Annotated in this window: 16 protein-coding genes and 3 pseudogenes; 10 read left to right on the plus strand and 9 right to left on the minus strand. The window is 71.1% G+C overall.

Features of this window, described 5'->3' with window-relative positions:
• Positions 1 to 7: 7 nt before the first annotated feature.
• Together V8690_RS19120 and V8690_RS19125 are read left to right on the plus strand one after the other, a co-directional pair.
• Entirely contained in the window at positions 8 to 163 is a 156-nt protein-coding gene (locus V8690_RS19120) for a hypothetical protein (RefSeq protein ID WP_338780472.1), read from the plus strand.
• A 149-nt stretch (positions 164 to 312) separates the two neighbouring features.
• A complete protein-coding gene (locus tag V8690_RS19125; RefSeq protein WP_338780473.1) occupies positions 313 to 564 on the plus strand; it encodes an SCO4226 family nickel-binding protein in 252 nt (83 codons plus the stop codon).
• 88 nt (positions 565 to 652) lie between these two features.
• Here V8690_RS19125 and V8690_RS19130 read toward each other — a convergent pair whose 3' ends face one another.
• On the minus strand, positions 653 to 2,068 hold the full coding sequence (locus V8690_RS19130; protein WP_338785399.1) for an MFS transporter: 1,416 nt from the start codon (positions 2,066 to 2,068) through the stop codon (positions 653 to 655).
• A gap of 191 nt (positions 2,069 to 2,259) precedes the next feature.
• Here V8690_RS19130 and V8690_RS19135 point away from each other — a divergent pair, with 191 nt between their 5' ends.
• Positions 2,260 to 3,021, plus strand: coding sequence for a phosphoglyceromutase (locus V8690_RS19135; RefSeq protein WP_338780476.1), 762 nt, complete (start codon positions 2,260 to 2,262; stop codon positions 3,019 to 3,021).
• Between the two features lie 48 nt (positions 3,022 to 3,069).
• Here the strand turns inward: V8690_RS19135 and V8690_RS19140 are convergent.
• The 3 pseudogenes from V8690_RS19140 to V8690_RS19150 form a co-directional block, all read right to left on the minus strand.
• Positions 3,070 to 3,442, minus strand: a pseudogene (locus tag V8690_RS19140) (hypothetical protein); the annotation flags it as partial.
• Positions 3,443 to 3,580: 138 nt separating this feature from the next.
• A pseudogene (locus tag V8690_RS19145) lies at positions 3,581 to 4,314 on the minus strand (alpha/beta hydrolase).
• A 284-nt stretch (positions 4,315 to 4,598) separates the two neighbouring features.
• Positions 4,599 to 5,086 (minus strand): annotated as a pseudogene (locus V8690_RS19150) (transposase family protein); the annotation flags it as partial.
• A gap of 150 nt (positions 5,087 to 5,236) precedes the next feature.
• Here V8690_RS19150 and V8690_RS19155 point away from each other — a divergent pair.
• Positions 5,237 to 5,677 carry a nuclear transport factor 2 family protein gene (locus V8690_RS19155; RefSeq protein ID WP_338780478.1) on the plus strand — a complete coding sequence of 147 codons (441 nt, stop codon included), beginning with the start codon at positions 5,237 to 5,239 and terminating at the stop codon, positions 5,675 to 5,677.
• A gap of 16 nt (positions 5,678 to 5,693) precedes the next feature.
• Here the strand turns inward: V8690_RS19155 and V8690_RS19160 are convergent, their stop codons facing one another.
• Entirely contained in the window at positions 5,694 to 6,392 is a 699-nt protein-coding gene (locus tag V8690_RS19160) for a hypothetical protein (protein WP_338780480.1), read from the minus strand.
• Between the two features lie 132 nt (positions 6,393 to 6,524).
• On the minus strand, positions 6,525 to 6,968 hold the full coding sequence (locus V8690_RS19165) for a DUF2000 domain-containing protein (protein WP_338780482.1): 444 nt from the start codon (positions 6,966 to 6,968) through the stop codon (positions 6,525 to 6,527).
• 49 nt (positions 6,969 to 7,017) lie between these two features.
• Here V8690_RS19165 and V8690_RS19170 point away from each other — a divergent pair, with 49 nt between their 5' ends.
• Complete coding sequence (locus V8690_RS19170) at positions 7,018 to 7,902, plus strand: AraC family transcriptional regulator (protein ID WP_338780485.1); 885 nt, start codon at positions 7,018 to 7,020, stop codon at positions 7,900 to 7,902.
• A 281-nt stretch (positions 7,903 to 8,183) separates the two neighbouring features.
• On the opposite strand, the gene V8690_RS19175 is transcribed toward V8690_RS19170, so the two are convergent.
• A complete protein-coding gene (locus V8690_RS19175) occupies positions 8,184 to 9,095 on the minus strand; it encodes an SCO1860 family LAETG-anchored protein (RefSeq protein WP_338780487.1) in 912 nt (303 codons plus the stop codon).
• A 424-nt stretch (positions 9,096 to 9,519) separates the two neighbouring features.
• Between V8690_RS19175 and V8690_RS19180 the strand changes: the two genes are divergently transcribed.
• The gene (locus V8690_RS19180; protein ID WP_338780489.1) at positions 9,520 to 10,056 is read left to right on the plus strand and encodes a hypothetical protein; all 537 of its coding nucleotides are present in this window, start codon (positions 9,520 to 9,522) and stop codon (positions 10,054 to 10,056) included.
• Between the two features lie 56 nt (positions 10,057 to 10,112).
• Here V8690_RS19180 and V8690_RS19185 read toward each other — a convergent pair whose 3' ends face one another.
• Both V8690_RS19185 and mshA read right to left on the minus strand, forming a co-directional pair.
• Positions 10,113 to 10,622: a YbjN domain-containing protein gene (locus V8690_RS19185; protein WP_338780491.1), complete on the minus strand. Its 510-nt coding sequence runs from the start codon at positions 10,620 to 10,622 to the stop codon at positions 10,113 to 10,115.
• Positions 10,615 to 11,952 carry a D-inositol-3-phosphate glycosyltransferase gene (gene mshA / locus V8690_RS19190; protein WP_338780493.1) on the minus strand — a complete coding sequence of 446 codons (1,338 nt, stop codon included), beginning with the start codon at positions 11,950 to 11,952 and terminating at the stop codon, positions 10,615 to 10,617. The genes V8690_RS19185 and mshA overlap by 8 nt, the downstream gene beginning before the upstream one ends.
• 281 nt (positions 11,953 to 12,233) lie before the next feature.
• Here mshA and V8690_RS19195 point away from each other — a divergent pair, with 281 nt between their 5' ends.
• The 4 genes from V8690_RS19195 to V8690_RS19210 all read left to right on the plus strand — a co-directional run bounded on the left by V8690_RS19195 (position 12,234) and on the right by V8690_RS19210 (position 15,903).
• Positions 12,234 to 12,938, plus strand: a complete 705-nt coding sequence (locus tag V8690_RS19195; RefSeq protein ID WP_338780495.1) for a calcium-binding protein — start codon at positions 12,234 to 12,236, stop codon at positions 12,936 to 12,938.
• 138 nt (positions 12,939 to 13,076) lie between these two features.
• Positions 13,077 to 13,706, plus strand: a complete 630-nt coding sequence (locus tag V8690_RS19200; RefSeq protein ID WP_338780497.1) for a dihydrofolate reductase family protein — start codon at positions 13,077 to 13,079, stop codon at positions 13,704 to 13,706.
• 73 nt (positions 13,707 to 13,779) lie between these two features.
• Positions 13,780 to 14,598, plus strand: coding sequence for a class I SAM-dependent methyltransferase (locus tag V8690_RS19205; protein WP_338780498.1), 819 nt, complete (start codon positions 13,780 to 13,782; stop codon positions 14,596 to 14,598).
• 216 nt (positions 14,599 to 14,814) lie between these two features.
• The gene (locus V8690_RS19210; protein WP_338780499.1) at positions 14,815 to 15,903 is read left to right on the plus strand and encodes an NlpC/P60 family protein; all 1,089 of its coding nucleotides are present in this window, start codon (positions 14,815 to 14,817) and stop codon (positions 15,901 to 15,903) included.
• The last annotated feature ends 113 nt before the right edge of the window (positions 15,904 to 16,016 follow it).

Below are 16,016 nucleotides of genomic sequence, written 5' to 3' on the forward strand. Positions count from 1 at the left end.
GGGACCCATGGCCGAATCCCCCAGCACCACGCCCGACCCCACGCAGGAGCGCGAGACCGAACAGCCCGCCGAGATCAGGAACCTGCCCCTGGTCGCCGCGTGCGGCTGCGGCTCGGGCTGCGGCTGCGGGTGCCAGTCGGGCAGCCCCTGCCAGTGCGGCTGACGCCCGGCACCTTCGTACGACCAGCAGGGCCCCGGTGGTTCGCCGCCGGGGCCTGCGGCGTTGTGGTCGCCTCCGTGCCCGTACGGGCGGACCATGGAAGTACGCGCTGTACTGGCGTACGCCGGGTACTGGGAAGGAGGCGTGACGTCATGGCCAAGTTCATGGATGTCCACCACAGCATGAAGGGCATCACGGAAGAGCAGCTGCGCGAGGCCCACAACGCGGACCTCGCCATTGAGAAGGACGAGAGCGTCCACTTCGAGAGGGCCTGGGCGGACCCGGAGTCCGGCCACGTCTACTGCCTCTCCGAGGCACCCTCCGCGGAGGCGGTCCAGCGCATCCACGAACGCGCGGGGCACAAGGCGGACGAGATCCATCCGGTGCCGTTGACCGTCCAGTGAAGTGAGCGGTGCGGTCGGCCGGTCCCAGGGAGCACTCCGGGTCGCGGAGCCGTGTCCACACAACCATCGGGAACGTCCCGGAAGCGGATCAGGGGCCGGATGCTGAGCGCTCCGGGACCTGTTCCAGGGGCGAGGGCCCGGGTCCGGGTTTGGCTCCGGGCCCGGGCCCGGCAGCAGGCTCAGCGGGTTCACCGGGCTCAGCGGGGGCAGTGGACTCGGCCGGGTCAGTGGACTCAAGTGGCTCAGTCGGCTTCTCCTTGGGCACCCGCCGCATCAATGCCCCGTACCCCAGCCCGGCCACCGTCCCGACCACCGCGCACAGCCCCCACAGCCACTCCGCCCCGAACCGGTCGATGACGAAGCCGGACATCAGCGGGGCGACGAGCGCGGCGACGGACCAGGACATCGTGTACATCCCCTGGTAGCGCCCGCGTCCGTGGAGCGGGGACAGCCGGACCACCAGGCCGGTCTGTGTCGGCGCGTTGACGATCTCGGCCAGCGTCCACACGCACACCGTGAGGGCGATGACGCCGACCGACCCGGCGAAGGCGGTGAGTCCGAAGCCGTACCCCGCGAGGAGCGAGGAGATGACGAGCAGTCGGCGGGGGTCGCGGTGCTCGATGAACCGCGTGACCGGGATCTGGAGTACGACGATCAGGATGCCGTTCACGGCGATCGCCATGCCGTACTCGGCCGGCGTGAACCCGGCCTCGCCCATCGCCACGGGCAGCCCGATCGACCCCTGCTGGAAGATCAGCGCGACGAGGAAGGACAGCCCGACGACGCTCATGAAGGGCCCGTCGCGCAGTACGGTCCCGAGGCTGACGGGGCTGTCGGGGACGGCGGCCGACTTCTCCGAGGCGACGGCCGTCTTCTCGGACGCGGCGGCCGTCCTCACCGTCTCGGCGGGCCTGGACTCCGGCAGCCTCAGGAAGACGAGGATCGCGCAGACCATCGTCATCCCCGCCTCGATCAGGAACCCGGCGCGATAGCTGACCTCGGCGATGAACCCGGCGGCCATGGAGGACACGGCGAAGCCGAGGTTGATGGCCCAGTAGTTGAGGGAGAAGGCGCGGATACGGTCCTCCGGCCGCACGATGTCCGCCATCATCGCCTGCACGGCGGGCCGGGACGCGTTGCTGGCCATGCCGACGAGGAACGCGACGCCGGCGATCGCGACCGGGTGGTGCACGAAACCGAGGATCGCCACGGACACGGCGGTCGAGGCCTGCGCGATCAGCAGCGTCGGCCGCCGCCCCAGCCGGTCGGTCATCACGCCGCCGCCCAGTGAGGAGATCACCCCGCCGAACCCGTGCAGGGCGGCGACCAGACCGGCGTACGTGGCGGAGTAGCCGCGGTCGAGCGTCAGGTACAGCGCCATGAAGGTGGCGACGAAGGCGCCGAGCCGGTTGACGAGGGTGCTGGTCCACAGCCACCAGAACTCGCGGGGCAGTCCGGAGACGGTCTCCCGGACGGCACGTCTGGCACGCAGGGCGTACGGCATGGACGACATGGGCTCCCCCGAGCGCAAGGGTGTGAGGGTGTGGGACGACGCAGCGATGTAAGCGGCACAGCAAGCACGCACAAGTTACAAAGCCACGGTTGACAGAGGCCACTCAATTAACAGAACCCGTCAAACGTCCGCCTGCCGGGCAGCCACGCGAACGGGCGAATGCGTGGATTACGCTCTGGGGCATGGCCGACGCACCGTACAAGCTGATCCTCCTCCGCCACGGCGAGAGCGAGTGGAACGAGAAGAACCTGTTCACCGGCTGGGTGGACGTCAACCTGACCGCGAAGGGCGAGAAGGAGGCGACGCGCGGCGGCGAGCTGCTGAAGGACACCGGCCTGCTCCCCGACGTCGTGCACACGTCCCTCCAGAAGCGCGCCATCCGCACCGCGCAGCTCGCCCTGGAGTCCGCTGACCGCCTCTGGATCCCGGTCCACCGCAGCTGGCGCCTGAACGAGCGCCACTACGGCGCCCTTCAGGGCAAGGACAAGGCTCAGACTCTCGCCGAGTTCGGCGAGGAGCAGTTCATGCTGTGGCGCCGCTCCTACGACACCCCGCCGCCGGCGCTGGACCGCGACGCCGAGTACTCCCAGTTCTCCGACCCGCGCTACGCGACCCTCCCGCCGGAGCTGCGCCCGCAGACGGAGTGCCTCAAGGACGTCGTCGTCCGCATGCTCCCGTACTGGTTCGACGCGATCGTCCCCGACCTGCTGACCGGCCGCACGGTCCTGGTCGCCGCCCACGGCAACAGCCTGCGCGCCCTGGTCAAGCACCTGGACGGCATCTCCGACGCGGACATCGCGGGCCTCAACATCCCGACGGGCATCCCGCTGTCCTACGAACTCGACGCCGACTTCAAGCCGGTGAACCCGGGCGGGACGTACCTGGACCCTGAGGCGGCCGCGGCGGCTATCGAGGCGGTCAAGAATCAGGGGAAGAAGAAGTAAGCCGACACCACTGAGCCCCCGGCCTGCGGTTTCTTCGCGGGGCGGGGGCTACCGATCACCCTTAATGCGTGCCTCAGGTAGTCCGCTAAAGATTCGCGCGACAGCGTTCCGAGTGCGCTCCTGGCGCGACGGCATGAGGTGAGCGTAGACGCGGAGGGTCAGGCCAGGGCCGGAGTGGCCGAGGTACCCGGCGAGGGCCTTGACGTTCTCCCCGGCGTCCAGGAGGACCGAGGCGTAGAAGTGGCGGAGGGCGTGCATGCCGTTCTCGCGGGACTCGGGCCTGGCGGAGACCGCAGCCGCCGCCCAGGTCGACCATGGCTTGGTACCGCTCGGGCATGCCGGCCCGGACGGCGAAGACCCGTTCCGCCGTCCAAGGCACGACACGCTTGCTGTCCACGGTCGGCGGCCCGACCGAGCGAGCATGGCTTCGGGCAGCGTGGGCCCTGCCGAGTCGGCAGGGCCCACGGCACAAACAGCAGAGAAGCGCCGGGGCCTGCCCTCGATGAGCAGCATTCTGGCCAACACGGCTTACGTCTGCTGGTGGCCTGACGGCCCGCCTTTACTTCAGGTGCCGGGCGAAGAACCGGCCGCGGCGTCCCCCGCGAACTGGGGGACGCCGGTGTGCCCGCCCATGTTGGCGTGCAGCGTCTTCTCCTTGGTGCCGAAGGCGTCGAACAGGTCCAGGGCCGCCTGCCGGTCGTTCCCTTCATCGTCCCACTGCAGCAGGACGTGCAGCGGAATGGTGACCTGGCGGGCCTCCTCGAACATGGTGGCAGGCACGAGACTCCCGGCGAACAGAACGGCGGCCGAGATGCGCGGCTCGACCACCGCGAGCCGGATGCCGATGGAGATCACTCCCCCCGAGTACCCGACCGGGCCGCCGATCTCGGGCAGCGACAGAAGGGCGTCCAGGGCGGCCTGCCATTCAGGGACCGACTTTTCGACGAGTGGGAGGACGAGGGCGTCGGTGATCTCGTCATCGACCGGCTCGCCGGCCTCCATAGCCCGGCGCAGGTCGGCGCGGGCCTGCTCGACGCTGGCCCAACGGGGCCGGTCACCGCTCCCGGGGAGCTCGATGGTGGCCGCGGCGTAGCCATACGCTGCGGCCTGCCGGGCCCGTTCCGCCAGTCGGGGGTACATCTTGCGCAGTCCGAGCGGGGGGTGGCCGAGCAGGATCAGCGGCGCCGGTGCGGACGGGGACGCGGGCGTCCACAGGATGCCGGGGATTTCGCCAAGGGTGAATGCGCGCTCTAGGACACCGTCGTCGAGACGCTGTCCAGAAGTGAAGTGCATGGTCGTGCCTTTCGGGAGGGCTCAGAAACGGCGCTCCCGGACGACCTATCGCCCGACCATGACCCCGGAGGGGAGCACCCATGTCGATACTGCGTTCACGGGTACCACCTCCTCATTCTCTCGCACGGCCTCCGGAAACGTAGCAGTGGTCGCGGTGGCCCGCCAAACGGGTTCTTGCGCGGGCTCCGTGGCCGGATGCCAAGGAGTCGGAACACTACGCAGAGCTGCCCGGGGCCTCATCGTGGCTTCACCAGGCAAGGCCCTGCGACGGCGGGGCACTGTCGTTCTTCGACAAGGGCACGGATCTTCGCGTGGGAGCGGTTGACTAACTTGCCGGCCTGCGGAAAGGGTCTCCCAGCGGCCCCGGTACGGGACACGGACGGTGCCCCCGGCGCCCCGGTAGCCCTTGTCCGCCCGGCAGGCGATCCCGGCTTCGCCGAGGGCGTCGATGACGCTGTGCTCGCGGGCGGCCCGGACGTCGTGGACGGCGCCGGGCAGAGCCGGTGAGGCACATAGGAGTCGGCCGGATGGATCGGCGAGGAGCTGCACGTTCATCCCGAGCCTCCTGTGTTCGCCGGAGCAGAGGGGCGGTCTGCAGCGATCCGGTCGATCGGCAGGAGAATCCCGTCCAGCAGCACGAACGCTTTCGTCGATGCCGTCCGGACCGCCTCGGCGAGGGTAGGGGCGAGGGCGGCCAGGCCCTCTAACGCTTCGGTGATGTAGCGGTATGCGGTGGTGGTTGCGATGCAGAACGGGCGGCGAGTTGAGCGTATGGGTCGCCGTGAGGAGTCCCGGGCTGCCGCTCATTGCCCCCTCATTACTCCTCGGGTAATCGACGCTCTTCCCGTCCCCCGGCAGGATCGGACACGTCCCCACGAAACGGGTGCGGGATCCGGCTTGCCGCAGTCGCGAGGAGAGTGCCATGCCCGTCAAGTCCAGTTCCGGGAAGCCGTCTTCCGTCGCCGAGTCCACCCGGGCCGTCGTGCAGGAGTTCCTCGCCGCGCGGCTCGCCGGGGACACCGAGCGGCTCGTCGAGCTCTTCGCCGACGAGGTCGACTGGGTGCTCGCCGAGAACCCGGGTGTCCCGTGGATCCGGCCCCGGTCCACCGCCGCCGAATGTGCCGCCCAGTTCACGGAGTTGATGGAGCACACCGTGCCCGAGGACGCCCGCGCCTTTCTCGACGCCTTTCTCGTCGACGGCGCCGACGCCGTGCTCACGGGGCACGTGTCGGGAACCGTACGGGCGACGGGGAAGTCCTTCGATGGTCCGTTCGCGCTGCGCCTCACCGTCGAGGACGGCCGGATCACCCGGCACCACCTGTATGAGAACAGCCTGTCGATCGCCGAGGCCTGCATTCCTTGAGCTGTGCGGCTGCGCCTCAGTTCTGCCGGGCCAGGCGCCAGTACTGGCGCTTGTCCTCGTCCCGTACGACCACGCCGAGCCGCAGCAGCTCACGGCGCAGCTCACGGGCGTCCTCGGCGTCGTCGTCGCTCTTGCGAGCCTGGGCGCGGGCCCTGAGCAGGGCGTCCGCGCCCTCGGGGAGACCGGGCATGCCGGGGACCCAGCGGCGGAATTCGGCGCGGTACGGGTCCTCCTCCGCCCAGCGGTAGCCGTGCTCGGCGAGGGCGTCGGCCAGGCGGGGCCAGGGCAGGCCGCAGTGCTCCCGGGCCAGTTCCATGCCGTCCGGGGCCAGCACCACGAGTTGCTTGCCGTCCCTGCACAGCACCGCGATCTCCTCGCGGGTGAACTCCTGCGTGCGGTCCCTGATGGTCAGGGCCAGGTGCGTGTCGAAGACGCGGACCGACAGCGACTCGTGTACGGCGGTGAGGCCCAGCAGCAGGCCGCCGAGTGCTCCCACCGCGACCGTGCCGAGGGTGAGGGCGGGTTCCGGGATCGCGGTCAGCAGTTCGGCCGGGCCCTCCAGCGGTGCCCACGGCAGCTTCAGCAGCAAGCGGGCGAGGAGCGGGAGCACAGCGCCGATGCCGGCGCCGCAGGCCACGCAGAAGAGTGTGATCACCCAGGCCGACTCCGCCAGTTCCGTGTCCTTGCCCGTCGGCGGCACCTGCTTCTTCCCCATCTGAACGTTCCTCGCGTCCTCCATGAGGAGAGTCTCGGCGGGCAGGGCCCGCGCTGTCCTCAGTCGTCGGTCTACGCGCCGGCGACTTTGGTCGCCGGCCACAGCCACTCCGCCTCACGACCACGCATCGCCTCACGGGTGCATCCGCGCCCCCTTCACCACTTTGTCCACCGCGTTCTTCGGGCCGTACACCGCGAGCCCGACCAGATCCAGATCCGCCGTCGGCACCGACCGTACGGCCGCGCGGTTGTCGCGGTCGTTACCCGTGGCGAAGAGGTCCGAGGTGAAGATCGCACGGGGCAGGGAGCGGGACAGGGCGCGGGCGTGGGCCGTGGTCAGGGTTTCCTTCGTGGCCTCGAAGACCAGTACCGGCTGGCGGAACATCGGCAGGTAGGGCACGCCGTCCGCGTCCTCGTACGGTTCGCCGATGACCTCGGGGAGTTGCGCTCCCAGGCCGCTGACCAGGAACGACGTCACGTTGAGGCGCTGCCAGTGCTCCAGGTCGGCGCGCAGCAGCACGGCGATCTTCGTGTCGAAGCGGATCGGCTCCGAAGCCGGTTCGGTGTGCGTGTTCATGGTGCGAGCGTGCCCGGCTGTCCTCGCCAGGGTCTTGTACGTTCTTTGCATGGCCTCACAGCCCGTCGGCAGCACGAACCGGCCGGACCGGCCGAACCGACCGGACCGGCCGAACCGACCGGACCGGCAGCGGATCATCTCCGCCTGGCGGCCCGCCGTCCCGGGCGTCGTCGAGGCCTTCCACGCCCGTTTCACCGATTACGCGTATCCGATGCACGTCCACGACGCCTGGACGCTGCTGATCGTCGACACCGGCGCCGTACGGTACGACCTCGACCGGCACGAGCACGGCACCCCGCACGACACCGTGTCGCTGCTGCCGCCGCACGTGCCGCACAACGGCTCCCCCGTCACCCCGGAGGGCTTCCGCAAGCGGGTGCTGTACCTCGACGGGACGTATCTCTGGGACGAGCTCATCGGGGCCGCCGTCGACCGGCCGGACCTGCGCGATCCGCTGCTGCGACGGCGCGTGGGGCAGTTGCACGGCGCGCTGGTGCGGCCCGGTGAGGAGCTGGAGGCCGAGAGCAGGCTGATGTTCGTCGGCGAGCGGTTGCGCGGGCATCTGCGGGCCGACGCCGACCGGACGTCCTCTCGTCCCGCCGACCCCCTCGTCGCGCGCCGACTGCGGGAGTTGCTGGACGAGCGGGTCGTGGAGGGTGTCGGGCTCCAGGAGGCGGCCGGGCTCGTGGGCGCTCATCCCGCCCATCTCGTACGGGCGTTCAGTGCCGCCTACGGCATCGCCCCGCACCAGTACCTGACGTCCCTGCGCGTGGGCCGCGCCCGGCGGCTGCTGCTCGAAGGGCGCTCACCGGGAGAGGTGGCGGCCGAGACCGGGTTCTACGACCAGTCGCACCTCACCCGGCACTTCCGCAGGTTGGTGGGCGTGCCGCCGGGGCGTTACCGAAGGGGGCGACCTGGTGCCCCGCGCCCATAGTTGATCGTGGGATGTGGTGTGGGATCGCCGTCACCCCCGACACCCGTCACATCCATGGGGACCGGCGCCCGCATGTGCTGGTGAGCACCGGGCGCCGGTCCCTCCCCTCGCGGGTTGCCCTGTCGCCAGCCGCTGACCGGTGCTCCGGTTCCTTGGGACCGAGAGCAGTCTCCGGCCGCGGCCAGTGGGCGCCTGATGAAGTCGGCCCGGGATGGAGCGCGGTGATCTTCCCGGGTTCTCCGCATCGCACGCCACACCCTGTCGGCGTCGGGCGCGCTGGATCAGCGGTTCCTGCGGCTTCGCCTGCCGGCGAGTGCGGCGGCTGCTCCGCCCGCGGTGACCAGCACCGCCCCGACTGCCAGGAGGTACGGCGTCATGGGGCTGCCACCGGTCTCCGCCAGATCGACCTTCGGGGAAGGCGCGACCGACTGCGCGATGGGTGCCGACCGGCCGGACGGTGCCGAGCTGCCGGACGGTGCCGGGCTCTCGGACGGTGCCGGGCTCTCGGAGGCCGGCTGAGGAGACCGGCAGGTGGCATGCGCCAGGGTCACGGTGCCTTCCACCTTCTCAACGCCCAGCCGCAGGGGATCCACGGACACCTGCAAGCGGAGCGACGTGGCGGCGGCCGTGGCACTGGTCGTCTCCCTCTGGGAGAGGGAAAGCCGGACCGTGCCGACGCCTGGGACCTCGACGGTGGCGGTGCCTCCGGCTGCCAGCGGCACCCGCTTGCCGAGAGCAGTGACGGGACCCAGCACCTGGGACTCGGCGACCGGTTTCTGTCCGGCGACACACGTTGCCGTGGCGGTGACCTGTTCGACCTCCACCAGGGACAGTGCGGGCAGGCCGGGCACATGGACTCGCGCCCGTTCGAGACGGGACGTCCCTTCGGCTCGGCCGTCGGCGACATCGGCTTTTGCCCTGACGGCGTCGGCCTGAAGCAGCCGGACCGGGCGGTCGCGGTTGACCTGGTCGACGGTGACGTCGAGGGTCTTCTTCTCCGCGGTCCCCGGAGCTCGAACCTCATTGAGCGTGGCCCGCAGGGGCGTCGTTCCGGCCGACCCGGCCCGGGAGAGGTCCAGCGCCGCGCGGAAAGCCACTGCCGTGGCGCTGCCCCTGGAGGTGTCGGTCGCGGGAACCGCAGTGGCTTCGGCGGCGAGTGCTGAGCCTGCCAGGAGAAGGCCCGTGGCTGACACGGCAGCGAGGCGACGGGCGTGGGCAGTCCGAGGCGAATTTCTGGTCAACGCGGTGTCCTTGCGTACGGAGAGGTGAGGGTCGCCCGGAACCAGCCGGTGACCGGCAGGCTGGGCAAGGCTCTATCTTGCTCGGGCGAAAGCTAACAGTCGGGTGCAATACGGATGCTTCACTACAAGGAAGACGTTTGCGGGCAAGAGTTCTAATTTTGGCTTTCCTGGCTACCACGGCACGAACACCAGGTGCGTCTGCACGTTCTGCTGGTCGCGCAGTCCGACCGCGCGTCACCGGTACGGCACTCGGCACCGGCTTCCTGACCCTCTTTGGGGCGGACCGACCATGCGAGTACGCGTGGCGTCGTGTTCCCCGGCACCACACGGGTGAGCATGTGCGGACCCACTCCTCTTCCCGCACCGAGGCGATGTGATGTCCGACCGCGCCGACCAGGTCCGTCCCGAGAGCGTCGCCCGAAGGCGGATACTGCGGCGCCGGCCGCCGGAGCAGTCGCTGTTCAGCGGTATCTACGGACTGGTGCTGGCCAGCGCACTGGTGGCCGCCCTGGACGCGACGGGCGAGAGGGCCGAGCCCGGCCCGGACGCGCTGTGGGTCCTGCTCACAGCGCTGGCGTCCGGCGCCGCCCATGGGTACGCGCACGTCATCGCCCAGCGCGCGTCCGGCGACGGAGCCGCCACCACGAGCAGACTGCGGTCGGTGCTCGCCGAGTGGCCACTGGTGGCCGCCGTGCTGCCCACGGTGGGGATCCTGCTCGCCGCGGTAGCCGGGTGGTGGGCGGAGGCCACGGCTGTGGACGCGGCCCTGCTGTTCAACACCGTCGCCTTGTTCGGCTGCGGCGCCTGGGCCGCCCGCGCCGCCGGGCACGGATGGCCGTCCTCGTGTTGGGCAGGCGGCCTGGACATGCTGATCGGCCTAGTGATCATTGTCGCGAACTCCCTGCTCAAGTAGCCAGGCCGTCGGGTGCCGTGCCAGCGACAGAGGCCGCGGTTCCCGATGGAAACCGCCTAGCGGCCGGGGCGTTGCGTGAGGTGGGCGAACGCATCCAAATTGCGTGTCGGCTCCCCGCGGGACACCCGCCACTCGTACTCCTTGCGGATCGCCGAGGCGAAGCCGAGCTCCAGGAGGGTGTTGAAGCTGCCGTCGGAAGCCTCCAGGACCTGGCCGAGCAGGCGGTCGACCTCGTCGGCGGTGACGGCGGACAGGGAGAGCCGACCGGTGACGTAGACGTCGCCGTGCTGGTCGACGGCGTAACTCACGCCGTAGAGCTTGAGGTTGCGTTCGAGGAGCCAGCGGTGGACGCCCTGCTCGTTCTCGTCGGGGTGGCGGATGACGAAGGCGTTGAGCGAGAGGGAGTGGCGGCCGACGATCAGGGAGACCGTCGTCTTGAGCTTGCGGGTGCCGGGGAGCTGCGCGACGTAGGTGCCGGGCTCGGGGCTCTCCCACTCCAGGTCGGCGTCCTTCAGCACTCCCTCGATGACCTGTGCCGCACGCCGTTCCAGATCGGTTTCACCCATGGTGCGAGCGTACGCGACGGCGGTGTGCCTGCATCGCGGCCGTGTAGACGTCCGCCGTGGTGGCGGCCGCGGTGTCCCAGCCGAAGGACTGGGCGTGGCGGGCGGCCTGCCCGCCCAGCCGGGGCGACAGCTGCGGGTCGTCGGCGAAATCGCGCAGCACACGCGCGTAGTCGGCGGGATTGTGGCCGCGCACCAGGAAGCCGGTCTCGCCGTCGCGCACGGCGACCGGCAGGCCGCCCACCGCTGCCGCCAGCACGGGAGTGCCCGCCGCCTGCGCCTCTATGGCGACCAGGCCGAACGACTCGCTGTAGGAGGGCATGACCAGGACGGAAGCGGCGCGGAACCAGTCCGCCAGCTGGTCCTGGCCGACCGGCGGGTGGAACCGTACGACGTCCGCGATGCCGAGGCGTGCGGCCAGCTTCTGAAGGCCCTCGGGCTTGGCGAGGCCGCTGCCGCTGGGGCCGCCGACGACGGGGACGAGGACGTGCGAGCGCAGCTCCGGGCGTTCGTCGAGGAGGACAGCGACGGCGCGCAGCAGCACGTCGGGGGCCTTCAGGGGCTGGATGCGGCCCGCGAAGAGCGGGATCAGCGCGTCCTGGGGGAGGCCGAGACGGGCCCGGGCGGCGGCGCGGCCGTCGGCGGGCGAGAAGCGGCTCAGGTTCACACCGGGGTGGACGACGGCGACCTTGTCGGTGTCGGCCGCGTAGTGCCGGACGAGTTCGTCGGCCTCTTCGGCGGTGTTGGCGATGAGCCGGTCGGCGGCGTCGACGATCTGGGTCTCGCCGATGACCCGCGCGGCCGGCTCCGGGGTGTCGCCGTCGGCCAGGTTGGCGTTCTTGACCTTGGCCATGGTGTGCATGGCGTGCACCAGGGGGACACCCCAGCGCTGGGCGGCCAGCCAGCCGACGTGGCCGGAGAGCCAGTAGTGGGAGTGGACCAGGTCGTAGTAGCCGGGGCGGTGGCCGGCCCAGGCCTGCATCACACCGTGCGTGAAGGCGCACAACTGGGCCGGGAGGTCCTCCTTGTTGAGGCCCTCGTAGGGGCCGGCGTCGACGTGCCGGACGAGGACGCCGGGGGCCAGCTCGACAACCGGCGGGAGGGCGGCGGAGGTCGCGCGCGTGAAGATCTCGACCTCGATGTTGATCGCGGCGAGGCGCTGCGCCAGCTCCACGATGTAGACGTTCATGCCGCCGGCGTCGCCGGTGCCCGGCTGGTGGAGCGGGGAGGTGTGCACGGAGAGCATGGCCACCCGGCGGGGCCTGCGATGCAGCCGGAGGCGCGAGGGTGCGGACGCGGAGCGCCGCCCGAGCCTGCCGATGTACTGGCTCACGTGGCGTTCCTCCTCGCTCCGGGCGTGCCTGGGCAGGGCGGAAGCGCCCTCCATGGGCTCCAACACCGGAGGGGTGGGTTCCATTTCCCGATCGGCGACTTTTACCGAATCATTACCGCTTCCCGCTCAAGCGTTCGAGGTGCGCTATGCAATGCCCTCTCGCTCGTCAGCCGCCGCCTGTTACGCGCCTCATCGGTTCTGGCGCCGGTTCTCGGCATGGGTCTGGCCGTTCCGATCCTGGCCGGCACGGCAGGTGCCGCAAGCCGACCGCCACCGCCGCGGTGAACGAGTACGGCTGGCACCTCACCTACACGGCCGCCCCCGCGCGGGCCAACAAGGTGGCCGTCACGCAGGCGTTCACCGGCGACCGCTCCCAGTTCACCTACGTGCTCGACGACGCCGTCCCGATCGACGCCGGGAACGGTTGCGGCTACCCCGACAGCGCGGACCACACCAAGATCTCCTGCACGGTCGAGGCCCCCGAGAGCCAGTCCCCGCTCAACTCGATGGAGACGGACCTCGCCGACGGCGCCGACACCGCCGCCTTCCACGACGCCACCGACCAGGTCTGCTCCTTCAACCCGGTCGAGCTGGGCGACGGCAACGACAAGTGCACCGGCGCCGCCGGCGACCGAGTCGACGGCAGTTCCGCCCTGGGCGGGGCGGGCGACGACATCATCACAGTGGGCGCGCTGGGATACGCCGGCGGCGGTGACGGCCACGACACCCTCCACGCCGGCATCGACGGCGAGATCGTGGACGGCGGTGCGGGCGACCAGGTCATGCGAGCCGATGACGGTGACGACACGGTCTACGGCGGGGCCGGCGACGACGAGATGTACGGCGGCAGGGGCAACGACATCCTGCATGGGAACGGTGGCACCGACCGGATCCGGGGGAACAGCGGCGACGACAAGCTGTACGGCGGGCCGGGCGCGGACACGCTCTCCGCAGGCCCGGGCAGGAACGTCGTCCGCCAGGACTGACAGCGACAGCATCGTCTGCCGGACTGAGCTTCTCACCGTCCGGGGCACCGCGCGGTTCCCCGGACGGCCCACCGATGAGTTTCCGCCTCCCCCGGCGTCGGAAAGACCGGTGACGACGAGCGAGAAGTGAGGTGCCTGGTGAAACTGGTGGTGCAGGAGTTTCTGTCGCTCGACGGTGTCTCCCAGGGGCCGGGCGCCCCGGACGAGGACACCAGCGACGGTTTCGAGCGGGGCGGCTGGTTCGTGCCGCATCTGGACGAGGAGTTCGAGCGGCTGGCCGGCAGCTGGCTCGGGGAGGCGGACGCGTTGCTGTTCGGGCGGCGTACGTACCAGAACTTCGCCCGGGACTGGCCGGCGATGACCGACCATCCCCTCGCCGGGATCATGAACGGCCTCCCGAAGTACGTCGCCTCCCACACCCTGACCACGGCCGGCTGGGACCCGACCACCATCCTGTCCGGCGACGTCCCCGCCAAGGTGGCGGAGCTGAAGCGGCGGCCCGGCCGGGAGCTCCAGATCCACGGCAGCGCCCGGCTCGCCCAGTCCCTGCTGGCCGCCGGGCTGATCGACACCCTGCGGCTCGTGATCGCCCCGGTCGTGGTCGGCCGGGGCCGCCGCCTCTTCCCGGACGGCGGCGCACCGGCCGGTCTGCGGCTGGCCGAGCACCGGGCGACGCCGGGGGGCCTGTCGGTGCATGTGTTCGAGACGGCGGGGGTTCCGGGGTTCGGGACGTACGGGGGCGGGGGCGGGAGCGGGGGCGGGTCCTGAGGAGCCGTTCACCTATGGGGGCCGTTCACCCCTGGGGGCCGCTTAACCCTGCAGGCCGCTTAACCTCATACGCATGACATCCCGCGCGGCGACCCGCCCCCTGGGAACGGTGACGCGCGGGACGACCAACCCCAACCGCCTGCGCCGCATGGACCGCTGGATCGCGGCCACGCACGGCGCCGAGCTGCGCCGTGCCGCCGACCCCGTGGCCGTCGACCTGGGGTACGGCGCCGCCCCCTGGACGGCCGTCGAGCTGCTGCACCGCCTCCGTACGGTCGCGCCACGCGCGCGCGTGGTGGGCGTCGAGATCGAGCCGGCCCGGGTCGCGGCGGCGCTGCCGTACGAGCGGGCGGGGCTCGTCTTCCGGCACGGCGGTTTCGAGGTCCCGATCCCCCAGCGGCCCCTGCTGGTCCGGGCGGCGAACGTGCTGCGACAGTACGGGGAGGGCGAGGTCGCGGCCGTCTGGCACCGGCTGTGCGGGCGGCTCGCACCGGCCGACCCGGCGACCGGTGCGCGCGGCGGCCTGCTGGTCGAGGGCACCTGTGACGAGATCGGACGCCGGCACGTGTGGGTCGCGCTCGGCCCCGAGGGACCGCGCACGGTCACCTTCGCGACCCGGCTCGGCTCCCTGGAACGCCCCTCGGACCTGGCGGAACGCCTGCCGAAGGCGCTCATCCACCGCAACGTCCCGGGCGAGCCGGTGCACGCCTTCCTGCGCGACTTCGACCGCGCCTGGGCGGCCGCCGCGCCCTACGCGTCCTACGGCGCCCGACAGCGCTGGATCAGGGCGGTACGGGACCTGACCGCCGACTGGCCGGTGGCGGACGGGCCGGCGCGGTGGCGGCAGGGCGAAGTGACGGTGCGGTGGGAGGCGTTGGCGCCGCGCGGCTGAATCCCCCTGGCCCGCCCGGGTCGGCCCGGCCCGGCCCGGCCCGACGGGAACGATCACTTTGAGCCGTTCGTCACACAGACGGGGAGATCTCATGCCGGGGGCATACCGGGGAGGGGACCGCGGGAAGTACTACCCCTGTCGCTTCGCGCGCCGACGTGGCAGCATCCCCGGGCGAGCCGGACGTTACTGACGGTTAATCAGTTTGGGGGCTGGAGTATGGGAACGGGCAAGCGTGGCCTGATCGCGACGGCGGTGACCGTGGTCTGCGCGATCACCGTGCTGGCGGCACCGGGCACGGCGTTCGCGAGCCCCAGTCCCACCCCCGCCCCGAGCGCGGGCCCGACGCTCGCACCCGGCAAGGACCTCGAGGCCGTACGCAAGAAACTCGACGAGCTCTACCGCGCCGCGGCCCGCGCCACCGACGAGTACAACGCCGCCGAGGAGAAGGCGGACAAGCAGTCCGCCGAGATCGTCGAGCTGGCCAGGAAGATCGTCAAGGGCAAGGAGAGGCTGGCGAAGCTGAAGGACCGCGCGGGCGCCTCGGCCGCCGCCCAGTACCGCGGCGGCGGACTGCCGCCCGAGGCCCATCTGATGCTGAGCGACGATCCGCAGGAGTTCCTCGACGGGGCGGGCCGGGTGCGCCAGGGCCAGCACGCGGCCAAGGGCCTGATCGGCGAACTGACCCGCACACAGGAGGACTTGGAGCAGTACGCCAAGGACGCCTCCGCCCAGTGGAAGAAGCTGGAGGCGGGCCGCAAGGCCAAGGCCGCCGCGCAGAAGAAGATCGAGAAGCAGATCTCGCAGGCGGAGAAGCTCGAGTCCGAGCTCCGGAAGGAGGAGCAGGAGCGCCTCGCCGAGCTGGAGCAGGAGGCGGCCGGCAAGGCGCAGACCGCCTGGCTCGACTCCGGCATCCTCGACGAGATCAGCACAAAGGCCTCCGAGCAGGGCAAGAAGGCCGTCGCGTACGCCACCGCCCAGATCGGCAAGCCGTACCAGTGGGGCGCCGAGGGCCCGAAGACCTACGACTGCTCCGGGCTGACCTCACAGGCCTGGATGTCCGCCGGCCAGGGCATTCCGCGCACCTCGCAGGAGCAGTGGAAGCGGCTGCGGCACATCGACATCCAGGACATGCGGCCCGGCGACCTCATCATCTACTTCGACGACGCCAGCCATGTCGCGATGTACGTCGGCGACGGGGCGATCGTGCACGCGCCGCGGCCCGGGCGGACGGTGACCGTCGCGGGGGCGGGGACGATGCCCATCCTCGGGGTGGTACGGCCGGACGCCGACGCGGGCACCGACTGAGCGGACACCGAGTATCGGACACCATGCCGCAGCGCCCCCGCCGGTGACCTGGACCACGTGACCCAGCCCACCCGGAACCCGCCGCCACACCGCGTGCCGACGTGACGTTCGTC

This window comes from Streptomyces sp. DG1A-41 (genome assembly GCF_037055355.1).
Taxonomy (GTDB): Bacteria; Actinomycetota; Actinomycetes; order Streptomycetales; family Streptomycetaceae; genus Streptomyces.

Coding starts and splice junctions, on each gene's coding strand:
- V8690_RS19180 (WP_338780489.1), top strand. CDS start 9,520: ATGTCCGACCGCGCCGACCAGGTCCGTCCCGAGAGCGTCGCCCGAAGG.
- V8690_RS19205 (WP_338780498.1), top strand. CDS start 13,780: ATGACATCCCGCGCGGCGACCCGCCCCCTGGGAACGGTGACGCGCGGG.
- V8690_RS19125 (WP_338780473.1), top strand. CDS start 313: ATGGCCAAGTTCATGGATGTCCACCACAGCATGAAGGGCATCACGGAA.
- V8690_RS19165 (WP_338780482.1), bottom strand. CDS start 6,968: ATGAACACGCACACCGAACCGGCTTCGGAGCCGATCCGCTTCGACACG.
- V8690_RS19160 (WP_338780480.1), bottom strand. CDS start 6,392: ATGGGGAAGAAGCAGGTGCCGCCGACGGGCAAGGACACGGAACTGGCG.
- V8690_RS19135 (WP_338780476.1), top strand. CDS start 2,260: ATGGCCGACGCACCGTACAAGCTGATCCTCCTCCGCCACGGCGAGAGC.
- V8690_RS19185 (WP_338780491.1), bottom strand. CDS start 10,622: ATGGGTGAAACCGATCTGGAACGGCGTGCGGCACAGGTCATCGAGGGA.
- V8690_RS19210 (WP_338780499.1), top strand. CDS start 14,815: ATGGGAACGGGCAAGCGTGGCCTGATCGCGACGGCGGTGACCGTGGTC.
- V8690_RS19120 (WP_338780472.1), top strand. CDS start 8: ATGGCCGAATCCCCCAGCACCACGCCCGACCCCACGCAGGAGCGCGAG.
- V8690_RS19170 (WP_338780485.1), top strand. CDS start 7,018: ATGGCCTCACAGCCCGTCGGCAGCACGAACCGGCCGGACCGGCCGAAC.
- V8690_RS19130 (WP_338785399.1), bottom strand. CDS start 2,068: ATGCCGTACGCCCTGCGTGCCAGACGTGCCGTCCGGGAGACCGTCTCC.
- V8690_RS19155 (WP_338780478.1), top strand. CDS start 5,237: ATGCCCGTCAAGTCCAGTTCCGGGAAGCCGTCTTCCGTCGCCGAGTCC.